Source organism: Pseudomonas sp. SWRI179 (assembly GCF_014268705.1).
GTDB lineage: Bacteria > Pseudomonadota > Gammaproteobacteria > Pseudomonadales > Pseudomonadaceae > Aquipseudomonas > Aquipseudomonas zanjanensis.
The window spans coordinates 1-20,923 of sequence record NZ_JABWRA010000028.1; the positions used below are offsets into that span (position 1 = coordinate 1).

General features: G+C 63.2%; 19 protein-coding genes. 18 read left to right on the top strand and 1 reads right to left on the bottom strand.

Annotated elements, in window-relative coordinates; genetic code table 11:
• Positions 1–364: 364 nt before the first annotated feature.
• From cbiE to HU767_RS16820, 11 genes are all read left to right on the top strand, one after another.
• Positions 365–1,576, top strand: coding sequence for a precorrin-6y C5,15-methyltransferase (decarboxylating) subunit CbiE (gene cbiE / locus HU767_RS16770; RefSeq protein WP_186730030.1), 1,212 nt, complete (start codon positions 365–367; stop codon positions 1,574–1,576).
• Positions 1,569–2,666, top strand: a complete 1,098-nt coding sequence (locus tag HU767_RS16775; RefSeq protein ID WP_186730031.1) for a cobalt-precorrin-5B (C(1))-methyltransferase — start codon at positions 1,569–1,571, stop codon at positions 2,664–2,666. The genes cbiE and HU767_RS16775 overlap by 8 nt, the downstream gene beginning before the upstream one ends.
• Positions 2,667–2,692: 26 nt before the next feature.
• A complete protein-coding gene (locus HU767_RS16780) occupies positions 2,693–3,415 on the top strand; it encodes a cobalt-precorrin-6A reductase (protein ID WP_186730061.1) in 723 nt (240 codons plus the stop codon).
• Between the two features lie 576 nt (positions 3,416–3,991).
• Entirely contained in the window at positions 3,992–4,390 is a 399-nt protein-coding gene (locus tag HU767_RS16785) for a DUF2946 domain-containing protein (RefSeq protein ID WP_186707755.1), read from the top strand.
• 46 nt (positions 4,391–4,436) lie between these two features.
• Entirely contained in the window at positions 4,437–4,916 is a 480-nt protein-coding gene (locus tag HU767_RS16790; protein WP_186707757.1) for a copper chaperone PCu(A)C, read from the top strand.
• Positions 4,917–4,974: 58 nt separating this feature from the next.
• Positions 4,975–5,370, top strand: coding sequence for a DUF2946 domain-containing protein (locus HU767_RS16795; RefSeq protein ID WP_186730062.1), 396 nt, complete (start codon positions 4,975–4,977; stop codon positions 5,368–5,370).
• A gap of 83 nt (positions 5,371–5,453) precedes the next feature.
• Entirely contained in the window at positions 5,454–7,580 is a 2,127-nt protein-coding gene (locus HU767_RS16800; protein WP_186730032.1) for a TonB-dependent copper receptor, read from the top strand.
• A 212-nt stretch (positions 7,581–7,792) separates the two neighbouring features.
• The gene (locus tag HU767_RS16805; protein ID WP_186730033.1) at positions 7,793–9,172 is read left to right on the top strand and encodes a PepSY domain-containing protein; all 1,380 of its coding nucleotides are present in this window, start codon (positions 7,793–7,795) and stop codon (positions 9,170–9,172) included.
• A gap of 203 nt (positions 9,173–9,375) precedes the next feature.
• A complete protein-coding gene (locus HU767_RS16810) occupies positions 9,376–10,164 on the top strand; it encodes an ABC transporter ATP-binding protein (protein ID WP_186730034.1) in 789 nt (262 codons plus the stop codon).
• Positions 10,161–11,108 carry an ABC transporter substrate-binding protein gene (locus HU767_RS16815; protein ID WP_186707767.1) on the top strand — a complete coding sequence of 316 codons (948 nt, stop codon included), beginning with the start codon at positions 10,161–10,163 and terminating at the stop codon, positions 11,106–11,108. The genes HU767_RS16810 and HU767_RS16815 overlap by 4 nt, the downstream gene beginning before the upstream one ends.
• Positions 11,105–12,115, top strand: a complete 1,011-nt coding sequence (locus HU767_RS16820; RefSeq protein WP_186730035.1) for an iron ABC transporter permease — start codon at positions 11,105–11,107, stop codon at positions 12,113–12,115. Before HU767_RS16815 ends, HU767_RS16820 begins: the two co-directional genes overlap by 4 nt.
• Here HU767_RS16820 and HU767_RS16825 read toward each other — a convergent pair.
• Positions 12,090–13,625, bottom strand: coding sequence for a class I SAM-dependent methyltransferase (locus HU767_RS16825; RefSeq protein WP_186707771.1), 1,536 nt, complete (start codon positions 13,623–13,625; stop codon positions 12,090–12,092). The genes HU767_RS16820 and HU767_RS16825 overlap by 26 nt on opposite strands.
• A 271-nt stretch (positions 13,626–13,896) precedes the next feature.
• Between HU767_RS16825 and urtA the strand changes: the two genes are divergently transcribed.
• The 7 genes from urtA (at position 13,897) to ureA (ending at position 20,919) form a co-directional block, all read left to right on the top strand.
• Positions 13,897–15,162 carry an urea ABC transporter substrate-binding protein gene (gene urtA / locus HU767_RS16830; RefSeq protein ID WP_186730036.1) on the top strand — a complete coding sequence of 422 codons (1,266 nt, stop codon included), beginning with the start codon at positions 13,897–13,899 and terminating at the stop codon, positions 15,160–15,162.
• 166 nt (positions 15,163–15,328) lie between these two features.
• Positions 15,329–16,831 carry an urea ABC transporter permease subunit UrtB gene (gene urtB, locus HU767_RS16835; protein ID WP_186730037.1) on the top strand — a complete coding sequence of 501 codons (1,503 nt, stop codon included), beginning with the start codon at positions 15,329–15,331 and terminating at the stop codon, positions 16,829–16,831.
• Positions 16,831–17,907 (top strand): urea ABC transporter permease subunit UrtC, encoded by a 1,077-nt coding sequence (gene urtC / locus HU767_RS16840; protein ID WP_186707775.1) that lies wholly within the window; start codon positions 16,831–16,833, stop codon positions 17,905–17,907. The genes urtB and urtC overlap by 1 nt, the downstream gene beginning before the upstream one ends.
• Entirely contained in the window at positions 17,907–18,767 is an 861-nt protein-coding gene (gene urtD, locus HU767_RS16845) for an urea ABC transporter ATP-binding protein UrtD (protein ID WP_186707777.1), read from the top strand. The genes urtC and urtD overlap by 1 nt, the downstream gene beginning before the upstream one ends.
• Positions 18,768–18,899: 132 nt before the next feature.
• Positions 18,900–19,598 (top strand): urea ABC transporter ATP-binding subunit UrtE, encoded by a 699-nt coding sequence (gene urtE, locus HU767_RS16850; protein WP_181287336.1) that lies wholly within the window; start codon positions 18,900–18,902, stop codon positions 19,596–19,598.
• Between the two features lie 30 nt (positions 19,599–19,628).
• Entirely contained in the window at positions 19,629–20,471 is an 843-nt protein-coding gene (locus HU767_RS16855) for an urease accessory protein UreD (RefSeq protein ID WP_186730038.1), read from the top strand.
• A 145-nt stretch (positions 20,472–20,616) separates the two neighbouring features.
• Positions 20,617–20,919, top strand: coding sequence for an urease subunit gamma (gene ureA / locus HU767_RS16860; RefSeq protein WP_003186301.1), 303 nt, complete (start codon positions 20,617–20,619; stop codon positions 20,917–20,919).
• Positions 20,920–20,923: the final 4 nt, after the last annotated feature.

Sequence of the window (20,923 nt, forward strand, 5' to 3'; positions counted from 1 at the left end):
GGAGCTTGCTCCCGCTGGGTCGCGCAGCGGCCCCAAAAAAGCGATGAGCGCTGCGCACTCAAGCGGGAGCAAGCTCCCTCGCCACAAAAGCTTTCCCAGCCATCACGGGTCTGTCTGAAAAAGTGATGTTGGATGGACCGCCGCCTTCGCGAGCAGGCTCGCTCCCACAGTTTTGGCCAGGCTGTCCCCCGCAGATTCTATGTTCACCCCAAATTCCTGTGGGAGCGGGCTTGCTCGCGAAGGCGGTCTCGCAGCCACAATGATGTTGCGCCAGGCGCCTGATCCGCCGGGGCGCGGTATGATGGCGGCCCGGTTCGCGGCGGCGACACGCCTGTCGATCAACCCAACTATTCGAGGAACAGAGATGACCCCCTGGCTGACCGTAGTGGGCATCGGTGAAGACGGCTTCAAGGGCCTGGGCCGAACGGCTCGCCATGCCTTGCTGCGAGCATCGCGGATCCTGGGCAGCCCTCGCCAGTTGGAGCTGTTGCCCCTGTGTATCCGCGGCGAGCGGGAGCTGTGGCCTAGCCCGTTTTCCCTGGAGCCGCTGCTCGCTCGGCAGGGCGAACCGGTGTGCGTGCTGGCCAGCGGCGATCCGATGTTCTATGGCGTGGGCGCCAGCCTGGCGAAACAGGTGCCGAGCGACCAGATGCTGGTCATCCCCGCGCCATCCTCCTGTTCACTGGCCGCGGCGCGCATGGGCTGGCCGTTGCAGGAAGTGGTCACGCTGTCGCTGGTGGCGCGTCCCCTGGCGGCGCTCAATGGGCATTTATCCACAGGCGTCAGGCTGTTGCTGCTGAGCAACGACCGCCACAGCCCCGCCGCCGTGGCGAGCTTACTTCGCGAGCGGGGCTTCGGCCCAAGCGCCATGACGGTGCTGGAACACTTGGGCGGCACGGCAGAACGACGGATCGAAAGCACTGCGACACAATGGTCCGACACCACCGTCGCCGACCTGAACCTGATCGCCGTCGAATGCCGGGGCGAACCGTCGACACCGCGCCTGTCACGCCTGGCCGGTTTGCCGGACACCGCGTTCGAACATGACGGCCAGTTGACCAAACGCGACGTGCGCGCCATCACCCTCGCCCGCCTCGCCCCCACACCCGGCGAGCTGCTCTGGGACGTCGGCGCCGGCAGCGGCTCCATCGGCATCGAATGGATGCGCACCCACCCCAGTTGCCGGGCCCTGGCCATCGAAGCCGACGAAGGCCGGCAAGGCTTGATCGAACGCAACCGCGACACCCTCGGCGTACCGGGCCTGCAACTGATTCGCGGCAGTGCCCCGCAGGCGCTGGAAAACCTCGAACGTCCGGACGCGGTGTTCATCGGCGGCGGCGTCACCCGCGAAGGCGTGCTCGACGCCTGCTGGGCCCAACTCAAGCCCGGCGGTCGGCTGGTCGCCAATGCCGTGACCCTGCAAAGCGAAATGACCTTGATGCACTGGCGCGAACGTCACGGCGGTGAACTGACCCGCATCCACATCGCCCAGGCCCAGCCCTTGGGCGAGTTCGACACCTGGCGCCAGGCCTTGCCGATCACCTTGCTCGACCTGGTCAAACCTCTCGATGCGTGACGAAACCGCCGAACAACCCGCCCCCTTGCGCAGTGGCCTGACCACCGGCAGCTGCGCCACGGCCACCAGCCTGGCAGCCGCGCGACTGCTGCTTTGCGGCACCGAAGCCGATGCCGTGGAAATCGTGCTGCCCAAGGGCAAGCAGGTGCAGATGCGCCTGGAGTTCTGCCGGCTGACCGAACAAGGCGCCGAAGCCGGGACGATCAAGGACGCCGGCGATGACCCGGACGTGACCCACGGCGCCCTGTTGTTTTCCCAGGTGCGCTTGATCGCCGAACCCGGCGTGCGTTTCATCGCCGGTCGCGGCGTCGGCACGGTGACGCGCCCCGGGTTGGTGCTGGGCGTCGGTGAGCCGGCGATCAACCCGGTGCCGCGCAAAATGATCAACGATCACCTGGGTCGCTTGGCCGAAGAATGCGGTTATGCCGGAGGTTTCGAAGTCACGGTCAATGTCGAGGGCGGCGAAGCCCTGGCGTTGAAAACCATGAATCCGCGATTGGGCATCCTCGGCGGCCTGTCGATCCTTGGCACCAGCGGCATCGTCCGGCCGTTCTCTTGCGCGGCCTACATTGCCTCGATCCACCAGGGCATCGACGTGGCGAAAACCAACGGCTACCTGCACATCGCCGCCTGCACCGGCAATGCCAGCGAAGACACGATGCGCCGGGTCTACAACCTGCCGGAAATCGCCCTGATCGAAATGGGCGACTTCGTCGGCGCCGTGCTCAAGCATGTGCGCAAGGTGCCGGTGGAAAAACTCAGCCTCTGCGGCGGCTTTGGCAAGATCAGCAAACTCGCCGCCGGCCACATGGACCTGCACAGCCGCCATTCGAGCATCGACCTGCCACAACTGGCCGAATGGGCGGCTGCCATCGGTGCCGATGAGATGTTGCAGCAAGGCATTCGAGAAGCCAACACCAGCCAACAGGCCCTGGCGATGGCCAGCGCCGCCGGCATCGCCCTCGGTGACGCGGTGTGCGAACACGCGCTGGCCTTCGCGCGCAGCGTGGTGCCGGCCCAGGTCCAGGTCGAAGTCTTCGCCATCGACCGCCAGGGTGGGATTGTCGGTCACGCCGGAGCTCTGCCATGAAGAGCCCTGACATGAAGAGCCTTGAAATGAAACGCATCCTGCTGCTCGGCGGCGTCACCGAAGCCCTGGCCATCGCCCGCACCCTCGGGGCCCAACACATCTACAGCCTGGCCGGCATCGGTCGCATCCCCACCGACCTGACCTGCCAGGTGCGCGTCGGCGGCTACGGCGGCGCCGAAGGGCTGGCGCACTTCATCCGCGCCGAGGGCATCGACCTGCTGCTGGACGCCACCCACCCCTACGCCGCCCAGATCAGCCACAACGCCGCCCACGCGGCCCGTGCCTGCGCCATCCCCTGCTGGGCCCTGCGCCGCCCGGCCTGGCAACCCCAGGCCGGCGATGACTGGCGCGAAGTGGCCGACTGGGCTGAACTGATCCAGGCCCTGAAACCCTTCCATCGCCCCCTCTTCACCCTCGGCCGTGAACCGCTGCAACATCTGCATGAAATTCCGCCAGAGCAATTCTGGACCCTGCGCGCCCTGGACATTTACCCCGGTAACGAACGCTGCGAAGTGATTGGGGCCCGTGGTCCTTTTCATATCGAGGGCGAGCGTGAATTGTTCGAACGGCGGCGGATTGATGTGCTTGTGAGCAAGAACAGCGGTAGCACGGCGACTGAACCGAAGCTGGAGGTGGCGCGGGAACGGAGGTTGCCGGTGTTGGTGTTGAAGCGGCCGGTGCTGGCGGGGGTGGATCGGGAGTTTGGGACGGTGGATGAGGTGTTGCAGGGGCTGCGGCAGTTGGTCTGACAGAAAACTGCACCGTCCTAAAAGCCTGTCCTGTCAGAACTACGTCAGCAGGCTACATCACCTTGCGTCGCTGCCTACAACTACGCCAGAATCCGCCGGTTTGTGCGCCTTGGAGGCCCTCGGTAACTTGATTCCCGTCACTGCCCTTCAGTGATCGGGTTTAGTCGCCCGAGGTTTTCAGCGGGTTCACAAGCTTCGTCAGTCAGGTATTTCATCCCTGCACTTGATGGTGGTTGTGCGCAGGGCGCCTTCGGGCGCGCCGGTAATGCTGGACTCCCCGGTCGACTAACCTGCGCACAGCCGCCGCCCTGTGGCGAGGGAGCTTGCTCCCGCTGGGCTGCGCAGCAGCCCCAAAAAAGCGGACGCGATATTCCTGACACACAGCAATGTCCGATTTTAGGGCCGCTCCGCGCCCCAGCGGGAGCAAGCTCCCTCGCCACAAAAGCACTCATTCGAAGATCTGTTGCTACTGTTAACACAAGCCCTGCGACCCTACACCGCACGTGGCTTTTTTACTTCTCAACCCTGATCAGGCTAAATACCGCCACCTGATCGCCCAACCGAGCGGATTGCCCCATGTCCCGACAACGGCTTGCATTTGCCTGGATCGCCTGCTTCGCAGTGCTGTTCAACATGCTTGCCATGCCGCTTTCCAACAGCGGTGGCGCGACTGCTGATGCACCAGCCGAGCAGCTGTTGTGGGGCAGTTTCTGCTCATCCAGCGGCACGAGAATGGTGGCGATTTCCCTGGGCAAGCTCGAACAGGGCACGCCGCAACAGGACAGTCATTCAACGATGCAGCATTGCTGGTGCTGCTCAGGTTCCCCGCCGTTGGTGGCGCTCGCCGGGCATGTCCCGCAGTTGTATCTGGATGCTCAACTGGCCCATCGTGCCGCCACCCATTCGAAACTCGACAGCCCTACCCCGCGCCAGCAATGGCCCAGCCTGAACCCTCGCGCCTCGCCTCTGGCCTGATTCTTCCCGCATAAACCTGCGCCCTGAATCGTTCCGGAGATTTTCCATGTTGAACAAACTTATCCTGCTGGCCGCCCTGCTGCTTCCCGTCGGCATCGCCCAAGCTCACCAATACAAGGCGGGCGAGCTTGAGATCGCTCATCCGTGGTCCCAAGAGTTGCCACCCAACGCGCCTACTGTTGCCGCATATTTCGTGATTCACAACAGCGGCACGACCGCGGACAAACTGCTCAGCGTCGACTCGCCCATCGCCGGCAAAGCCGAGCTCCATGAGCATGTGATGCAAAACGACCTGATGAAAATGCAACCGGTGCCCGTCGTGAATATCGCCCCCGGTGCGACCGTCACCTTCGCGCCGATGGCGTATCACGTAATGCTGCTGGACCTGAAAGACCGCAGCCTGCTCAGCGACGGCAAACGCTTCCCCATGACCCTGCATTTCGAAAAAGCCGGGGATGTCACGGTGGATGTCGCGGTGCAGAAAAAAGCACCCGACGGCACCAAGACGCATAAGCACGGCCAGTAAGACGTAGCCGCCCATGCAACCTCGTCGCGCCAGCCTGTCCAGGCACCGCCGTCAGCCCATGAGCCTGACCCGCGGCAGCTGGATCAGCCTGTTCGCCATGCTGATGATCTTTATCGGTCCGCTGGTTTCCCAGTCGATGCCGATGGATCAGCGCATGTCTTCGTCCATGCCTGTGTCCATGAGTATGGACATGGAGATGGGCATGGACATGACGGCGCACGAAGCGCCCGCAGCCGAACATTGCCCGCCCCAGAGCGAGCACCACGCGTTGTGGGAAAAGTGCGGTTATTGCAGCCTGCTGTTCAATTGCCCCGCGCTGCCCGGCGGCCACACCTTCGCGGTCTTCGACACACCCCACACCAGCATCTACACCCGTTCTTCCCCACGCCTGGGCCATGCCCGGTCGGCGTTCTTCCCAGGTGCCCGCACCCGCGCACCGCCCCTCGACGCGTAAACCCGACACTTATTTCTCCCGGTCGTACAAGACAGTCCCAGGCTGCCCGACCGTGTCGTCTACGTCTGTTCGATGGAATCATCATGTCCAGGTTTTCTGCCGGCATCGCGTTGGGCTCTGCCCAGGTTCGCTGCCCCCTGAACGAGCCACGGGTTCGTTCGCGCCAAACCATTGCCGCACTGTGCGGCCTGCTGCTCACCCCGTTCGCGCTGGCCGATGAGCACGAGCATCACGACCATCCGGTCGAAGAACTGAGCCCGACGGTCATCACCGCCGTCGCCCCCAGCTCGCCGCTGACCGTCGTCACCAATCCCAAGGACCCGCGCCAACCGGTGCCGGCCAGCGATGGCGGCGATTACCTCAAGACCATTCCCGGCTTCGCCCTGGTGCGCAACGGCGGCACTAATGGCGACCCGGTGTTGCGCGGCATGTTCGGCTCACGGCTGAACATCCTCACCAACGGCAGCATGCTGCTGGGTGCTTGCCCGGGCCGGATGGACGCGCCGACGTCCTACATCTCGCCGGAAACCTACGACACGCTCACCGTCATCAAAGGCCCGCAAACCGTGCTCTGGGGCCCCGGCGCATCGGCCGGGACCGTGCTGTTCGAGCGCGAGCCGGAGCAGTTCGGCGAGCTGGGCACCCGGGTCAATGCCAGTGTGCTGGCCGGCTCCAACGGCCGTTTCGACAAGGTGGTGGATGCCGCCGCCGGTGGGCCCCTGGGCTATGTGCGGGTGATCGGCAACACCGCCCATTCGGACGATTACCGCGACGGCAATAACGACACCGTGCCGTCGCGCTATGACAAATGGAATGGCGACGTCGCCCTCGGCTGGACGCCGGACGCCGATACCCTGCTGGAGCTGACGGCCGGCAAGGGTGACGGTGAAGCGCGCTACGCCGGGCGCGGCATGGACGGTTCGCAGTTCAAGCGCGAAAGCCTCGGGCTGCGTTTCGAGCGTTCGAACATCGGTGACGTGTTGGATAAAGTCGAAGCCCAGGTCTACTACAACTACGCCGACCACGTGATGGACAACTACACCCTGCGCACGCCGTCCGGCACCGGGATGATGGCCGGGCCCATGGCCTCCAATGTCGATCGCCGCACCCTCGGCGCGCGCATCAAGGCCACTTGGCGCTGGGCCGATGTGCAATTGATCAGCGGCCTGGACGCCCAGACCAACGAGCATCGCCAACGCAGCAGCATGGGCGTGGACACCTACAAGGACCTGCCGTACACCAAGGACGCCGACTTCCACAATTACGGGGTGTTCGGCGAACTGACCTGGTACGCCGCCGACCGCGACCGAGTGATCACCGGCGCCCGGCTCGATCGCGCCTCGGCCAAGGATTACCGCCAGAGCATCGGTTCCGGCATGTCGGCCCGTCCCAATCCTACTGCCGATGACACCCGCGCCGACACGCTGCCCAGCGGTTTCGTCCGCTACGAGCACGACCTGGACGACAGCCCCGCCACCCTCTACGCAGGCATCGGTCACGCGCAACGGTTCCCGGATTACTGGGAGCTGTTCTCGCCGAACGCCGGCCCGAGCGGTTCGCTGAATGCTTTCGACGCGATCAAGCCGGAGAAAACCACCCAGCTCGACTTCGGCCTGCAGTACAAGACCGAAACCCTCGAAGCCTGGGCATCGGGATACGTCGGGCAGGTACGCGACTACATCCTGTTCGACTACACGCCGGGGATGATGGGCACCACTTCCCGGGCCGAGAACATCGACGCACGGATCATGGGCGGAGAACTGGGCGCGGCCTACAAGCTCACCGAGCGCTGGAAAGCCGACGCCACCCTGGCCTACGCCTGGGGCAAGAACAGCAGCGACGGCAACGCCCTGGCGCAGATGCCACCGCTGGATGCGCGCCTGGGCCTGACCTACAGCGAAGACCGCTGGAGCGCCGGAGCCTTGTGGCGGGTGGTGGCCGCGCAGCACCGGGTCGATGAAAACAAGGGCAACGTGGTGGGCAAGGACTACGGCAAAAGCTCGGGGTTCGGGGTCTTCTCCCTCAACGGCGCCTACCGCATCAACCCGCACTGGAAGGTCAGCAGTGGCGTCGACAACCTGTTCGGCAAAGCCTACGCCGAGCACTTGAACCTGGCCGGCAACGCCGGGTTCGGCTACCCGGCGAGCGACCCCCAGGCCATCAACGAACCGGGGCGCACGCTCTGGACGAAGGTGGATATGAGTTTCTAACAACACAGGCAAGGCCTGACACCTGACCTTGTGGCGAGGGAGCTTGCTCCCGCTCGGTTGCGTAGCAACCGCAGAAAGCCAGGGACTGCTGCGCAGTCCAGCGGGAGCAAGCTCCCTCGCCACAAGGTCTGTGTTTAAGGCTCCCTGCTTATCGGTTGCCTGGCAACCGCTAAAAACATAACAACCCAATTTGCCCTGCGGAGCGCTTTGCAATGAGCCAACCGAAACCGAATTTCTACAACCTGGCCTGGCGCTGGCATTTTTATGCCGGGCTGTTCGTGGCGCCGTTCATGGTGATGCTGGCCCTGACCGGGATCATTTACCTGTTCAAGCCGCAACTCGACCCATTGATGTACGGCAGCCTGCTGAACGTGCCGGCCGGGCATCACGCCCTGGCGGCGGACGACCTGCTCAAGCAGGTCCGCCAGGCTTACCCCGAAGGTCAGGTCAAGCAGTACCTGCCACCGGTCAACGCCGAGCGCAGCGCGCAGTTCGTGGTGATCGACAAGGGTCGGGAGTTGAATGTGTTCATCGACCCGTACCACGGTGATGTCCTCGGCGAGCAGGACGCGAAAGACAATCTGCAAGCCATGGCCCGAGCGATACACGGCGAGTTATTGATCGGCACGGTGGGTGACCGATTGGTGGAAATGGCCGCCGGCTGGGGCGTGGTGCTGGTGGTCTCCGGCCTCTACCTGTGGTGGCCGCGCGGGCAATCATCGGCGGGTGTGCTGTGGCCGCGCTGGAGCGCGCGCGGTCGGGTGTTCTGGCGCGACGTGCACGTTGTCGTCGGTTTCTGGGGCGCGGCATTCCTGCTGGTGATGCTGCTCAGCGGCATGACCTGGACCGGCTTCTGGGGCAAGCAATACGCCGACCTCTGGAACCGCTTCCCGGCGGCGATGTGGAATGACGTGCCCAAGTCCGACGTCGAGGCCGGCAGCCTCAACAACGCCCATCGCCAGACTGTGCCGTGGGCCATGGAAAACACGCCGATGCCGATGTCTGGCGACCATGCCGAGCACATGGCCCACGGCAGCATGCACGAGGGTCCCGCCGCCCCGGCCGTCAGCCTGCAAGCGGTGCAGGATATCGCCACCGAGCGCAAGGTCGAGCCTGGCTACAGCATCACGCTTCCAACGACCGCCTCGGGCGTGTTCACCATCGCCGTGTTCGCCGATGACCCGCGCAACGATGCGACCCTGCACGTGGATCAATACACCGGCAAGGTCCTGGCCGATGTGCGCTGGGAGCATTACGGTATCGTGGCCCGCGCCACCGAGACCGGCGTAATGCTGCACGAAGGCAAGATGTTCGGCCCGCTGAACCAGATTCTCGTGCTGCTGGTTTGCCTGATGATCCTGCTCAGCGCGGTGAGTGGCCTGGTGATCTGGTGGAAGCGCCGGCCCCAGGGCAAGTTCGGCGTGCCGCCACTGCGCCACGACCTGCCGACCTGGAAGACCGGGGTGTTGATCATGTTGTCCCTGGCGCTGGTGTTCCCGTTGGTGGGCGCTTCGCTGGTGGTGGTGTGGGCGCTGGATCGGCTTGTTACCCGGCTCAATCGCCAGCCTGAGATTGCCTCATCTTCAAACTGAAGACAGTGCGTTAACGGAAGGTGGCGCGAAACCTCTACAATCGTGCTCGCTTTCCAAACCACGAACACAGTTAAAACTGTGGGAGCGGGCTTGCTCGCGAATGCGGTGTGTCAGACACATGAATGTTGACTGACACACCGCATTCGCGAGCAAGCCCGCTCCCACAATGAGACTGTGTTCCATACCAAATGCCGAGTAACCGCATGACCTCCCTAACCCTCTCCCACCTCGCCTGGACGCCCCTGGGCCATGGCCACTGTCATCACCAGTTCCAGCTGCGTGATGCCACGCTGCAGGTGGCGGCCGGGGAGTTTGTCGGGTTGATCGGGCCCAACGGCAGCGGCAAGACCAGCCTGTTGCGCTGCGCCTATCGCTTCAGCCGGCCAGAACATGGCGAGGTCAGGCTCGGACATCACAACCTCTGGAAACAGTCCTCGCGCTGGTGCGCCCAACGCATCGCCGTGGTGCTGCAAGAATTTCCCGATGCCTTCGGCCTGACGGTGGAGGAAGTGGTCGCCATGGGCCGCACGCCCCACAAAGGTCTATTCGACAGCGACAATCACGAAGACCGCCGGCTGGTGCTCCAGGCATTGGCATCGGCAGGGCTCGAAGGTTTTGGCGATCATGCTTTCGCCACGCTGTCGGGAGGGGAAAAACAGCGGGTGATCCTCGCCCGTGCCCTGGCCCAGCAACCGCAGTTGCTGATCCTCGACGAGCCGACCAACCACCTCGACCCGCACTATCAATTGCAATTGCTGCAACTGATCAAGGGCCTGGGCATCGGCACCCTCGCCAGCCTCCACGATTTGAACCTGGCCGCCGCTTTCTGCGACCGCCTGTACGTGATCGAATACGGGCGCATCGTCGCCAGCGGCACGCCCAAGGACGTCCTCACGGCAGAGCTGTTGCGCGAGGTGTTCGGCGTCGACGCCCTGGTGGATGAGCACCCGCTGTCCGGCTACCCACGAATCACCTGGATAACCCAACCATGACTTTGCGTTTCCTGCTGTTGCTGCCCCTCCTGCTGGTCAGCACGAATGCCCTGGCCGAAGCCACCCGCTACCCGTTGACGGTCCAGAGCTGCAACCGCCAAGTGGTTTTCAACGAGGCCCCTCGCCATGCGGTCAGCCATGACATCAACATGACGCAGATGATGCTCGCCCTGGGCCTCAAGCCGCGCATGGTCGGCTACAGCGGTATCAGCGGCTGGAAATCGGTGACACCCGAGATGGCGAATATCCTCGACGGCCTGCCGGAACTGGCCGCCAAATATCCCTCGGTGGAAACCCTGCTCGATGCCAACGTCGACTTTTTCTTCGCGGGCTGGGACTACGGCATGCGCGTGGGCGGCGACCTGACGCCGCAGACCTTGCAACCGCTGGGCATCAACGTCTACGAACTGACCGAATCCTGCGCCTTCGTGATGAAACGCCCGGCGGCCTCCCTGGAAGACACCTACAACGACCTGCGCAACCTCGGCAAGATCTTCGATGTGCAGGATCGCGCCAATGCGCTGATCGCGACGATGCAGGCCCAGGTGGCCGAAACGCGCAAGCACCTGCCGACCCGACAACCGCGCGTGTTCCTGTATGACAGCGGCGAAGACCGTGCCATGACCTCCGGCCGTCTCGGCATGCCTCAGGCGTTGATTGACGCAGCCGGCGGACGCAACATCCTCGAGGACGTGGAAACCAGTTGGACCCGGGTGAACTGGGAGAACGTGGTCGAACGCAACCCGCAGGTGATCGTGATCGTCGACTACGGCGAAGTCAGCGCCGAGCAGAAGCAACAATTCCTGCTGGATAACCCGGCCCTGCAATCGGTGGATGCCATCAAGCAGCGGCGCTTCATTGTGATCCCTTACGTGCAGGCCACGCCGGGCATCGATAACGTGCTGGCGGTGCAAACCCTGGCACGGGGTTTCCACGACCAATGAATAATCGTCGCTACGGCGCCCTGCTGATGGTCCTCGGCGCGCTGTTGCTGGTGTCGTGCGTGGTGTCACTGGGCTTTGGCCCGGCGCGGGTGCCGGTGGCCGTGGTCTGGGATCTGCTGCTGCACAAGGCCTTCGGTGTGGGCGAGGTCTATTGGACGCCCGGCCAGGAACATATCGTCTGGCTGATCCGCGTCCCGCGCCTGCTGCTCGGAGCCCTGGTCGGTGCCGGGCTGGCGCTGATCGGCGCGGTGCTGCAAGCGGTGACGCGCAACCCGCTGGCCGATCCGCACCTGTTGGGTGTCACCTCCGGTGCGACCTTGGGGGCGGTGATCGTGGTGTTGCATGTCGGTGAAATAATCGGTTTGCTGACCCTGCCTGTCGCGGCCTTCATCGGCGCGCTGCTGAGCATGTTGCTGGTGTTGGCCATCGCTGCCCGCCAAGGCCGGCTGGAGAGTGATCGGCTGTTGCTGTGTGGCGTGGCGGTGTCCTTCGTGATGATGGCGGCGGCCAACCTGTTGTTGTTCCTCGGTGATCATCGTGCCAGTTCGGCGGTGATGTTCTGGATGCTCGGCGGCCTGGGCCTGGCCCGCTGGGAACTGCTGGCCGTGCCGGCCGCCAGTGTGCTGCTGGGGCTGGTGTTGCTGCTGGGCATGGCCCGGCCGTTGAACGCGCTGATGGCCGGCGAACAGACCGCCGTGACCCTGGGTTTGAACGCGGCGAAGGTGCGGTTGTGGATTTTCCTGATCGCGTCGCTGATGACCGGCGTACTGGTGTCCATCAGCGGCTCGATCGGTTTTGTCGGGCTGATGGTGCCGCACATTGCCCGGCGCCTGGTGGGTGCAGAGCATCGGCGGCTGCTGCCGGCTTGCGTGCTGCTCGGCAGCCTGTTCCTGGTGTGGGTGGACGTGGCGGCCCGCACGTTGATCGCGCCGGAGGACTTGCCGATTGGGGTCGCCACAGCTGCTATCGGCGGACTGTTCTTTATCGGTCTGATGCGCCGTCGCTGAAAAGATGCTTCTTTTTGTAGACGCCGAATAACTCGGTCCCAAGGCCTCCATTGCGAAAATGCTCGAGCTCCGCTCGCACCAGTTCAATCACTAAGGCCCGGTCTTCAGCTTGTTCAAGATTGAAATTCCCGCTGTAGGCAAGATTCACCATTCGCCAGAGGAAGCAGTTGGTGCGGTAAACGTCTACCGGCTTCAGCCAACGCTCAAGGAGCGCGGTAATCTCCTCGCTTCGAATCCCCTCGAAACAACCAATCGAATGGTCCTTGTCCGGAATGACAGCATCGACAACCTGAGTGTCGGCATTGAGTCGGTAGCGCGCCGGCAAGGAAGAGAATGCGGCGTCAGCGGCGATTATTGCGTCGGGCCACAAGCGATTGCCATTACGTCCCACGGCCTCCCCCACACTCCAGAACTCTCCATCATTTTTCAAACTACGGGAGATAAAGCGCATGACCTTTTCCAGTTCTACCAAATGATGCAATGCCGACACACAAATAATGACATCCCACTGTTCACCGGTAGGCACCAGGTTATTCGCATCCGCCACGATCAAATCGAGGTGGATCCCTGGCGGAAACTGCTTTGCCGCGATTTGAAGCAGATCTTCATTGATATCCAGCAACGACCATTCCACGCCTTCGGGAACAGCCGCTGACCAACCGGCCTCTATCCGCGCGGCGCCACTGCAGATCGACAAGACCTTTATCGCCCCGTGGTCCGTGACTTTCCGGCGTAGCCTCGCTTGAAAGTCAGGCGGCATTTGCGGGACGTTCGCCCTCAGCAGACGCGTCGCATAAGCGTAGGCGGCCTCTCCTTCAAACGGCTCCAAAATGACCATGTCAGCCGGCGCACCAGGCCCTTGCGCCTGAACCGGTCCATTTAATCGGCGGACGGCGCGAGCAACGCCCATTGCCGTTTCACTCTGTCGCTCCTGGACGTTTGCATAGAACTCATTCCGGTAGACGCTGCTGAAGTGTGCGATCTCGTTTTTCATGCGCATGGGTTGATGGGTTTTCGCCAGAAGCGCTTTCATTTCCCACTCTCTGGCTATGCACAGGTCAGCGATCGCCAGCCAATCTGCCGTTGGATCGTTCTTCGCCCCAGGCCCACACGCTACCAGGAGACGGCCACGCTTGCCCGCCAACCAAGCCAGATCCAAATCCACCGTCCTCCATTCCGACGCGGTATAGCCTCCGCCAACATGAAACGCTCCAAGTTGAAATTCGGCTTGAGCTTGATCATCGAAAAAAACAACTGAGCAGGTGAGGCCATCCGAACTGATGCTGGGTAGAGCCGCCGAAAAACGAACGTGCAAGGTTGTATCAGCAAACACCTGCAACTCGCTGCTTCGAAGGTGCTCTCCAGCGGTGAGAATCAGCGAATACCTGCCTTCTCTCAAATGCGTCACATGCATCCATTTCGGGTGCTCGGCCGGTTTAACGCCAGGCAATACGTCAAAAACCGCCGTCTCGTCGAGAAGAAAACTGCTCGTAGCGCCAGAATCATTCAAACGGATTTCCCCTGTTCAGAATGGCAGAAGAGTCAGCATAGTCGGGCGGTCGAAAATCTCACCTTGAATTGGCCCACATCCACGCCCCAATGCGGAGCGCCGTATTGCACCAGCGTCCGCGAGGTGGTCGTTGATGGTGCATTGTCGTTTCCTCTCCCGCCGCCAACCCCGTATTTCAAAGCTCTTTGCCCGACCGGGCACATCCCTTGCAAAAGCGCCTTCAGCGTTTGCATCTGCCACCTAAAACTCATAAGTCCATGGAGATCGCACAATGAAGCGTCGTAGCTTGATCAAGGCTTTTACACTCTCGGCAAGTATTGCCGCGATGGGCATGGCCTGGACCGTCCAGGCCGCCGAGACCATCAAGGTCGGCATCTTGCATTCGCTGTCCGGCACCATGGCGATCTCCGAGACGTCCCTCAAGGACATGGCGTTGATGACCATCGACGAGATCAACGCCAAGGGTGGTGTGAACGGCAAGAAGCTCGAAGCGGTGGTCGTGGACCCGGCGTCGAACTGGCCGCTGTTCGCCGAAAAGGGTCGGCAGTTACTGACCCAGGACAAGGTCGCCGTGGTGTTCGGCTGCTGGACCTCGGTGTCGCGTAAATCCGTGTTGCCGGTATTCGAAGAACTCAATGGCCTGCTGTTCTACCCGGTGCAATACGAAGGCGAAGAGATGTCGCCCAACGTGTTCTACACCGGCGCGGCGCCAAACCAGCAGGCAATTCCGGCGGTGGAATACCTGATGAGCGAAGAAGGCGGCAGCGCCAAGCGTTATTTCCTGCTGGGCACCGACTACGTCTACCCACGCACCACCAACAAGATCCTGCGTTCGTTCCTGCACGCCAAAGGCGTGGCAGACAAGGACATCGAAGAGGTCTATACCCCGTTCGGCCACAGCGATTACCAGACCATCGTGGCCAACATCAAGAAATTCTCGGCCGGTGGCAAGACCGCGGTCATCTCCACCGTGAACGGCGACTCCAACGTGCCGTTCTACAAAGAACTGGCGAACCAGGGCCTGAAGGCCACCGACGTACCGGTCGTGGCGTTCTCGGTGGGCGAAGAAGAACTGCGCGGCATCGACACCAAGCCACTGGTGGGCAACCTGGCGGCGTGGAATTACTTCGAGTCCGTGGATAACCCGGCGAACAAGAAATTCGTCGATTCCTGGAAAGCCTACGCCAAGGCCAAGAACCTGCCGGGCGCCGACAAAGCGGTGACCAACGACCCGATGGAGGCCACCTACGTCGGCATTCACATGTGGGCGCAAGCGGTGGAAAAAGCCAAGTCCACCGACGTCGACAAAGTCCGCGAAGCCCTGGCCGGCCAGACCTTCGCCGCACCGTCGGGCTACACCCTGACCATGGACAAGACCAACCACCACCTGCACAAGCCGGTGATGATCGGCGAGATCCAGGCCGACGGTCAGTTCAACGTGGTCTGGCAGACCGAAGGGCCGATCCGCGCGCAACCGTGGAGCCCCTTCATCGCCGGCAACGACAAGAAGCCTGACTATGCGGTGAAGAGCAACTGAGCCCATGGGTGTCGGCCCGGGCATGACGCTCGGGTCCGACACAACTCCCTTGTGGGAGCGGGCTTGCTCGCGAATGCGGAGTGTCAGTCAAAGTTGTTCTGCCTGACCCACCGCCTTCGCGAGCAAGCCCGCTCCCACAAAAGAAGTTTTGCGCAAGGCCAACAATATGCCCACTGCCCTCCACCGCTTGATCCTCGCCATCGCACTGTTACTGCCGATGGCCTCATACGCCGGCGACGCCGAAGACTTCGTCGCCGCCAACCCGACCCAGCAGGCCAAGCTTCTGGAAACCTGGGCCGCGCAGCCGGAGCCTGAGCGTGTCGAACTGATCAACGCCCTGCAACAAGGCCAGTTGACCGTCGACGGCCAACCCAAGACCCTGCGCCTGAACAACCGCTTGCGCGGGCTGATCGAAACCGCCCTGGCCAGCCATCAACTGCTCGCCGTCGATGCCCGCGTACGCCTGGCCGCCGCGCAGCAACTGCAAAAAAGCGCCCGCCCGGCGCAACTGGCGTTTCTCGATCGGCAATTGGCCGGCGAGCAGGACGAAGACGTACACGCCGCCCTGAGCCTGGCCCTGGCGAACCTGCAACTGGTGGACACCAACCCCAACGTGCGCCTGGCCGCCGTCCGCCTGCTGGGGGAAACCGGCGACCCGCTGGCCCGCACCCGCCTGGAAGGACTGCTCGAACCCGGCGTCGAAACCGATGCCGCCGTGCGCACCGCCGCTGAGACCAGCCTCAGCCAGGTCAAGCGCAAGCTCCTGGTGGGCGAGTTGCTGGGCCAGGCGTTCAGCGGCATGTCCCTGGGCTCGATTTTGCTGCTCGCCGCCCTCGGCCTGGCGATCACCTTCGGCCTGCTGGGGGTGATCAACATGGCCCACGGCGAGATGCTCATGCTCGGCGCCTACTCCACCTACGTGGTGCAGATGCTGTTCCAGCGCTTCGCCCCGAACGCCATCGAGTTCTATCCGCTGATCGCTTTGCCGGTGGCGTTTTTTATCACCGCCGCCATCGGCATGGCCCTGGAGCGCACGGTGATCCGCCACCTCTACGGACGGCCGCTGGAAACCCTGCTCGCCACCTGGGGCATCAGCCTGATGCTGATCCAATTGGTGCGCCTGGTGTTCGGCGCGCAGAACGTCGAAGTCGCCAACCCGGCGTGGCTGTCGGGCGGGATCCAGGTGTTGCCGAACCTGGTGTTGCCGTACAACCGCATCGTGATCATCGCCTTCGCGCTGTTCGTGGTGGTGCTGACCTGGCTGCTGCTGAACAAGACGCGCCTGGGCCTGAACGTCCGCGCGGTGACCCAGAACCGCAACATGGCCGCCTGCTGCGGCGTGCCCACCGGGCGCGTGGACATGCTCGCCTTCGGCCTCGGCTCGGGCATCGCCGGGCTGGGTGGCGTGGCCCTGAGCCAGATCGGCAACGTCGGCCCGGACCTGGGCCAGAGCTACATCATCGACTCGTTCCTGGTGGTGGTGCTCGGCGGCGTCGGCCAGTTGGCCGGTAGCGTGTTCGCCGCGTTCGGCCTGGGCATCGCCAACAAGATCCTTGAACCGCAGATCGGCGCCGTGCTCGGCAAGATCCTGATCCTCGCGCTGATCATTCTGTTCATCCAGAAGCGTCCGCAAGGCCTCTTCGCGCTCAAAGGACGGGTAATCGACTGATGAACCAGCCCCTGATGCTCACGGCCACGCAAAAGGCCGGCCCCAAAGTCACCCTCGCCGTCGGCGCGCTGATCCTCGCCGTGCTGCTGAGCCTGCCGCTGCTGTCGCTGCTGGCGGCGGACCATCCGCTGCACGTCTCGGCCTACACCCTGACCCTGGTGGGCAAGATTCTCTGCTATGCCATCGTCGCCTTGGCGCTGGACCTGGTCTGGGGCTACGCCGGCTTGCTCTCCCTGGGCCACGGTTTGTTCTTCGCCCTGGGCGGCTATGCCATGGGCATGTACCTGATGCGCCAGGCCGCCGGGGATGGCTTGCCGGCATTCATGACCTTCCTGTCGTGGTCCGAGTTGCCCTGGTACTGGGCCGGCACCGACAGTTTCCTCTGGGCGATGTGCCTGGTGGTGCTGGCGCCGGGTTTGCTGGCCTTGGTGTTTGGTTTCTTCGCCTTCCGCTCGCGGATCAAGGGCGTGTATTTCTCGATCATGACCCAGGCCCTGACCTTCGCCGGAATGTTGCTGTTCTTCCGCAACGAAACCGGGTTTGGCGGCAATAACGGCTTCACCAACTTCCGTTCGATCCTGGGTTTTGGCATCACCGAGCCAGGCACCCGGGCGGTGCTGTTTTTCGCCACGGTGTTGCTGCTGGTGACGAGCCTGTTCATCGGCTGGCGCCTGGCCCGCAGCAAGTTCGGCCGGGTGCTGACCGCCCTGCGCGACGCGGAAAACCGCCTGATGTTCTGCGGCTACGATCCCCGGGGGTTCAAGCTGTTCGTCTGGGTCTTGAGCGCGGTGTTGTGCGGTTTGGCCGGGGCGTTGTATGTGCCGCAGGTGGGCATCATCAACCCCAGCGAAATGTCGCCGACCAACTCCATCGAAGCCGCCGTGTGGGTCGCCCTCGGCGGACGCGGCACGTTGATCGGGCCGTTGCTGGGCGCCGGCGTCGTCAATGGCATGAAGAGCTGGTTCACCGTGGCGTTTCCTGAGTATTGGCTGTTCTTCCTCGGCGCCCTGTTCATCGTTGTTACGCTGTATCTGCCTAAAGGCGTGATCGGCTTGCTGAAGAAAAGGGGCGAATGATGCGCATCACTCCAACGGCGGATTTCATGCTCGAACCCATTCTGGAGCCCAACAAAGACCAAGGCAGCAGCCGCGACGCCATTGGCCTCGGCCAGGCGGCCGGCGTGGGCCTGAACACCCGCCACGGCACCATCCTGACCCTGGAAGACATCAGCGTCAGCTTCGATGGTTTCAAGGCCTTGAACGATTTGAACCTGTACATCGGCGTCGGTGAGTTGCGCTGCATCATCGGCCCCAACGGCGCGGGCAAAACCACGTTGATGGATGTCATCACCGGCAAGACCCGCCCCAGCCACGGCAAGGCCTGGTTCGGCGAGACCCTCGACCTGACGACCATGAGCGAAGTACAGATCGCCCAGGCCGGCATCGGTCGCAAGTTCCAGAAACCGACGGTGTTCGAAGCCCTGAGCGTGTTCGAGAACCTGGAGCTGGCGCTCAAGACCGACAAATCGGTGTGGGCCAGCTTGCGGGCAAGACTGACCGGCGAGCAGCACGACCGCATCAACGAAGTGCTCGAGACCATCCGTCTCACCACCTCGGTCAACCGCGCCGCCGGGCTGTTGTCCCACGGCCAGAAGCAGTTCCTGGAGATCGGCATGCTGTTGGTGCAGGACCCGCAATTGCTGCTGCTCGACGAACCGGTGGCGGGCATGACCGACGCGGAAACCGAGTTCACCGCCGAGCTGTTCAAGTCCCTGGCGGGCAAGCATTCGCTGATGGTGGTAGAGCATGACATGGGCTTCGTCGGCGCAATCGCCGACCACGTCACCGTGTTGCACCAGGGCAGCGTGCTGGCCGAAGGGTCGCTGGAACAGGTGCAGGCCGATGAGCGGGTGATCGAGGTTTACCTCGGTCGCTAGATCGACAAACACGTTCCCCCTGTGGGAGCGAGCCTGCTCGCGAATGCGGGATATCAGTCGGGACAACTGTGACTGACACACCGCTTTCGCGAGCAGGCTCGCTCCCACAAGGGATACAAGGGGATTCAAGACATGCTGCAAGTCGAAAAGCTCCACCAATACTACGGCGGTAGCCACATCCTGCGCGGCCTGTCGTTCGACGTGAAGGTTGGCGAGGTGACGTGCCTGCTGGGTCGCAACGGCGTGGGCAAGACCACCCTGCTCAAATGCCTGATGGGCCTGCTGCCGGCCAAGGAGGGCGCGGTGAATTGGGAAGGCAAGGCCATCACCACGTTCAAGCCGCACCAACGGGTGCACGCCGGCATTGCCTACGTGCCCCAGGGCCGGGAGATTTTTGGGCGGCTGACGGTGGAAGAAAACCTGCTGATGGGCCTGTCGCGCTTTCCGGGTTCAGAAGCCAAGGAAGTGCCAGCCTTTATCTACGAATTGTTCCCGGTGCTGCTGCAGATGAAACAGCGCCGGGGCGGTGACCTGTCCGGCGGCCAGCAACAGCAGCTCGCCATCGGCCGGGCCCTGGCCAGTCGGCCGCGCTTGCTGATTCTCGACGAGCCCACCGAAGGCATCCAGCCGTCGGTGATCAAGGAGATCGGCGCGGTGATCAAGAAACTGGCGGCCCGGGGCGACATGGCGATTTTGCTGGTGGAGCAGTTCTACGATTTCGCCGCCGAGCTGGCCGATCAGTACCTGGTGATGTCCCGGGGCGAGATCGTGCAGCAGGGCCGCGGAGAAAATATGGAAGCCGAGGGTGTACGCGGGCTGGTAACGATCTAGGCTTAGCGTCCCGACGACAATCAGAAAATCATGAATCTACCTGTATCGCCATCAGCCCTGTTCACCCCCAACTGGCATGCCGAGCTGGACTTGGGCTATGCCCGCTTCGGCGATTGCACACGCCCGGTACAGCGTCGCCACAAAGGCCCGCTGCGGGTGCAGAAGCATTTGTACGCCGAAGGTCCCGAGGTGTGCCAGCACATCATCGTCCACCCGCCCGGCGGGATTGCCGGCGGTGATCGACTGGACATCTCGGCCCACGTCGGCCCGGGCGCCTGGGCGCAGCTGACCAGCCCTGGCGCGGCCAAGTGGTACCGCGCCGCCGGCCCGGCGTACCAGCAACTGACCCTGAGCGTGGCCCCCGGCGCGACCCTGGAATGGCTGCCCCAGGAAACCATCGTCTTCAGTGCGGCCCAGGCCGAGCTCAGCACGGGCATCGACCTGCAGGGCGATGCCCGGTTGTTCTACTGGGACATGGTTGCCCTCGGCCGTCCGGCCAGTGGCGAGCGATTCGACCTTGGGCACTTTCAATCGCGACTGGACATCCGCCGCGACGGCCAGTTGTTGTGGCATGAGCGCCAGCGCATTGTCGGCGGTGATGGGCTGCTGGACTCGCCCATCGGCCTGGGCGGTGATCCGCTGTTCGCCACGCTGCTGGTGACCGGCGAGATCGACAGCGAACTGCTGGAGCGCTGCCGATCCCTGGGCCATGCCGTGCGCGGCGACCTGACCCAACTGCCCGGTTTGCTCGTGGCCCGTTGCCTGGCGAGCGAGGCGCTGCTGGCGCGGGGGTGGTTGATTGAGTTGTGGCGCTTGCTCAGGCCTGCATTGCTCGGAAGAGAAGCCATGCCACCGAGAATCTGGAGTACCTGAATCTGCTTTCCCTGTGGGAGCTTGCTCGCGAATGCGGTCCCACATACAACATTTGAGTCGACTGACACACCGCCTTCGCGAGCAAGCCCGCTCCCACAGTGGAATGTGTTTAACGCAAAAAATTATCTGCCCTTATGGATTGCACATGGACCTGACCCCACGCGAAAAAGACAAGATGCTGATCTTCACCGCCGGCCTCGTCGCCGAACGGCGGTTGGCTCGAGGCTTGAAACTCAACTACCCGGAGGCCATGGCCTACATCTCCGCCGCGCTGCTGGAAGGCGCCCGCGACGGCCAGACCGTGGCCGAGCTGATGCACTACGGCACCACGCTGCTGAGCCGCGAGCAGGTGATGGAAGGTATCCCGGAGATGATCCCGGAGATCCAGGTCGAAGCGACGTTTCCCGACGGCACCAAACTGGTCACCGTCCACCAGCCCATCGCCTGAGGCC

What these genes read in the sequence shown, in the direction of transcription:
- cbiE (WP_186730030.1), top strand. Translation starts at nt 365, where the DNA reads ATGACCCCCTGGCTGACCGTAGTGGGCATCGGTGAAGACGGCTTCAAG.
- HU767_RS16775 (WP_186730031.1), top strand. Translation starts at nt 1,569, where the DNA reads ATGCGTGACGAAACCGCCGAACAACCCGCCCCCTTGCGCAGTGGCCTG.
- HU767_RS16780 (WP_186730061.1), top strand. Translation starts at nt 2,693, where the DNA reads ATGAAACGCATCCTGCTGCTCGGCGGCGTCACCGAAGCCCTGGCCATC.
- HU767_RS16785 (WP_186707755.1), top strand. Translation starts at nt 3,992, where the DNA reads ATGTCCCGACAACGGCTTGCATTTGCCTGGATCGCCTGCTTCGCAGTG.
- HU767_RS16790 (WP_186707757.1), top strand. Translation starts at nt 4,437, where the DNA reads ATGTTGAACAAACTTATCCTGCTGGCCGCCCTGCTGCTTCCCGTCGGC.
- HU767_RS16795 (WP_186730062.1), top strand. Translation starts at nt 4,975, where the DNA reads ATGAGCCTGACCCGCGGCAGCTGGATCAGCCTGTTCGCCATGCTGATG.
- HU767_RS16800 (WP_186730032.1), top strand. Translation starts at nt 5,454, where the DNA reads ATGTCCAGGTTTTCTGCCGGCATCGCGTTGGGCTCTGCCCAGGTTCGC.
- HU767_RS16805 (WP_186730033.1), top strand. Translation starts at nt 7,793, where the DNA reads ATGAGCCAACCGAAACCGAATTTCTACAACCTGGCCTGGCGCTGGCAT.
- HU767_RS16810 (WP_186730034.1), top strand. Translation starts at nt 9,376, where the DNA reads ATGACCTCCCTAACCCTCTCCCACCTCGCCTGGACGCCCCTGGGCCAT.
- HU767_RS16815 (WP_186707767.1), top strand. Translation starts at nt 10,161, where the DNA reads ATGACTTTGCGTTTCCTGCTGTTGCTGCCCCTCCTGCTGGTCAGCACG.
- HU767_RS16820 (WP_186730035.1), top strand. Translation starts at nt 11,105, where the DNA reads ATGAATAATCGTCGCTACGGCGCCCTGCTGATGGTCCTCGGCGCGCTG.
- urtA (WP_186730036.1), top strand. Translation starts at nt 13,897, where the DNA reads ATGAAGCGTCGTAGCTTGATCAAGGCTTTTACACTCTCGGCAAGTATT.
- urtB (WP_186730037.1), top strand. Translation starts at nt 15,329, where the DNA reads ATGCCCACTGCCCTCCACCGCTTGATCCTCGCCATCGCACTGTTACTG.
- urtC (WP_186707775.1), top strand. Translation starts at nt 16,831, where the DNA reads ATGAACCAGCCCCTGATGCTCACGGCCACGCAAAAGGCCGGCCCCAAA.
- urtD (WP_186707777.1), top strand. Translation starts at nt 17,907, where the DNA reads ATGCGCATCACTCCAACGGCGGATTTCATGCTCGAACCCATTCTGGAG.
- urtE (WP_181287336.1), top strand. Translation starts at nt 18,900, where the DNA reads ATGCTGCAAGTCGAAAAGCTCCACCAATACTACGGCGGTAGCCACATC.
- HU767_RS16855 (WP_186730038.1), top strand. Translation starts at nt 19,629, where the DNA reads ATGAATCTACCTGTATCGCCATCAGCCCTGTTCACCCCCAACTGGCAT.
- ureA (WP_003186301.1), top strand. Translation starts at nt 20,617, where the DNA reads ATGGACCTGACCCCACGCGAAAAAGACAAGATGCTGATCTTCACCGCC.